Below are 2523 nucleotides of genomic sequence, written 5' to 3'. Positions count from 1 at the left end.
TGATCAGTCGGGTAGGTGCGGCGCATTACTGCGCCGCACCCCCCTCAGAACCGTACGGGCACGTTTCCGCGCATACGGCTCAAGCAAGTCCCGAAGGCCTTCAGGCATACAGATTTACTGGCCCTCAGTCGCCGCCTCGATACGGCGGCGGCAAGAGGAGTGGATGAGACGGAGTTTGTCCTTAACGCCGTGCGTCGTAGTGGCGATGTGCTGTTTACGAATCGCCATTAGGGTGACGCGCACCCACTGTTCCCATTGGTGCGGGCTTTGTGGATGCTGATCGGCGTGCAGCAGCAACTCGTTGCAGACAGCGCACCGGCCCTTTTGGATGCCCAGAAGGCGTCGGACCGGTTCGCTCAGCGGTGGAGGAGACTGCTTGCGGCGGCGTTGCGCCCAGTAGTCGGCGAGCGCCGGGTCGTCGGGGGAGGCAGCCGCGACGACCATCGCATGTCGGACGATTTTCGTCCAGGCGAATTTGGGAAGGTAGGCGCCGGAATCCCGGTCGCCGAAGACCCACCGGTTCTGCTTGGACTTGTTGAACTGGCCGTAGTAGCGGTCGACGACCCACCACCGCGACTTGTTCGGATGACTGTGTCTCGCCCACCGGTAGGTAAGCTTCCACATGTAGTCGTCAAGCGCGGAAAAGACCTCGCTTGACACCTCAGTCCGGTAGTAGGCGGCCCATCCCCGGATGATGGGGGTGAGCTTCTTGAGCACTGCGGCGGAGTTCGACCCGCGCAGTGCACGCATCTCCATGCGTAGCCTCTTCCGGATCCGTCCCACGGCCTCACGGCTGGGTTTTATCAGCACGATCTTGTCGTGATATCGGCGGACGTTGAACCCGAGAAAATCGAAACCCTCATCGAGGTGGACTATGCGCGTCTTGTCCTCGTTGAAGGTCAACCCTCTCGGCGTCAGCCATTCGGCAAGTCGTGCTTTGATGTGTTCCGCCTGCTCACGGCTGTGGCACAAGGCCACAAGATCGTCAGCGTAACGGACCAGCACGGGGGAATCAGGAGCAGTCTGGAGACCTCCACGACTTCGGTTGTGATACCTGACTCCTGCGGCCTTCTCCATCCCGTGCAAGACGATGTTCAACAGCACGGGGCTGATCACGCCGCCTTGTGGAACTCCTTCATCGGTTGGCGCTAATTCGCCCTTGTCCATCACGCCAGCTTTCAGCCATTCTCGGACGGGCCCGCGAGCGGGAAACGTTCCGAGAGAGCCGAGGAGATGGTCGTGATCGATTCGGTCGAAAGCCGCTGCCAGGTCGGCATCAAGAATCCACCGGCGTTTGGGGTCACGCCCCTTCACCACCTGGTAGATCGCCTCGATGGCGTCATGACAGCCACGGCCGGGCCGGAAGCCGTACGACTTCGGCTCGAACCGTGCTTCCCATTCCGGCTCCAGCGCATTCTTCGCGCGGGCTTGAAGCACGCGATCGACAATCACCGGAATACCGAGAGGGCGCCGTTTTCCATTCGACTTGGGGATGAAGACCCGCTTGACCGGACGAGCATGCCAAGGCTTCATCTGATGGTGTACCCAATCCGCCAGTGCTGCCTTACCCGGGGAGGTCAGTACGACCTTCCCATCCACGCCCGCCGTCTTGCGGCCAGCATTCTCCTCCGTCACCCGCCGCACGCTCACCAGCGTGTTAGCGCGTGAACGGAGCATCAGCTTCTGCAAATTACGGACCCGCTTGAGGTCCCCTGCCTTGCTTGCCGTGAAGATCCGCTGCCTCAAACGCCGTACGTCATCCTCTGCGGCACGCCAGTGAACGGCGTCCCATTCCAAAGGAACGTCCGCAGGTCCGTTCACGTCAGCGGAAACCGCCTCAGTGTCCAACTTGCCCTCCGGTTCCGGCATCCGAATATCAGAGTTCCTTCACAGACTCACCTGGTCCACGTCAGCTCCCTTGCGGGCCGGGCATCAGCGTCCCGTATCCGGCCAGTTATGCGGGAGACCACTGGAAGTCGCGGTATTCCTCCCGGTTTCCTGCTGCCTTTCGGCCGCCGGCATTCGCTTCTTGAACCATCCTGTCCCGCTGGGGATATCCGCCTTCCTCGCGGTCGGCCTACCAAAATCGGCTCGCGCCGTCTTGGACTCCAGCCAGGGTTTCCGCGTTCCACACGTGTGAGATACGACCGGGGTGGGTGCCCTCTTTATCCCGGGGCGGTGGTGTCCAGCCGAGCGGACGGGAGTGGCCCGCCCGGCACCTGCCGCTTCTCAACGGCCAGCCCTACTGCCCAACTCAACCAACCCATCGAAAAGGCATCCTCAGTCACGAGACATCATCCAAGGGTTCAGTCACCTTCACCCGTCCGGTCTTCCCCTCGCCCGTAACTCCCGGATGGAACGGGAGCCCTTTGGCTTTCCCCCGAGCTCCGCACCCTGCCGTTACCAGCAACGCACGTCGGGGCGGGGACTGATCACATGGACACTGATCAGGATCTACACCATCGACATCGTCGAACCTCCAAAGGTGTACTCACTCACAAACGTGCGACCTCGCGTCGCACC

The 2523-nt window shown here is 61.6% G+C and carries 1 protein-coding gene; it reads right to left on the bottom strand.

Annotation, left to right across the window (positions count from 1 at the left end; translation table 11 throughout):
- Positions 1-114: 114 nt before the first annotated feature.
- A complete protein-coding gene (gene ltrA, locus H1D24_RS41480) occupies positions 115-1869 on the bottom strand; it encodes a group II intron reverse transcriptase/maturase (RefSeq protein ID WP_181662948.1) in 1755 nt (584 codons plus the stop codon).
- Between the last annotated feature and the right edge of the window lie 654 nt (positions 1870-2523).

Source organism: Streptomyces himalayensis subsp. himalayensis, assembly GCF_013778455.1.
Lineage (GTDB): Bacteria > Actinomycetota > Actinomycetes > Streptomycetales > Streptomycetaceae > Streptomyces > Streptomyces himalayensis.
The sequence above is the reverse complement of the archived record's forward strand: the minus strand, read 5'-3'. Positions and strand labels throughout refer to the sequence as shown.

What these genes read in the sequence shown, in the direction of transcription:
- ltrA (WP_181662948.1), bottom strand. Translation starts at nt 1,869, where the DNA reads ATGCCGGAACCGGAGGGCAAGTTGGACACTGAGGCGGTTTCCGCTGAC.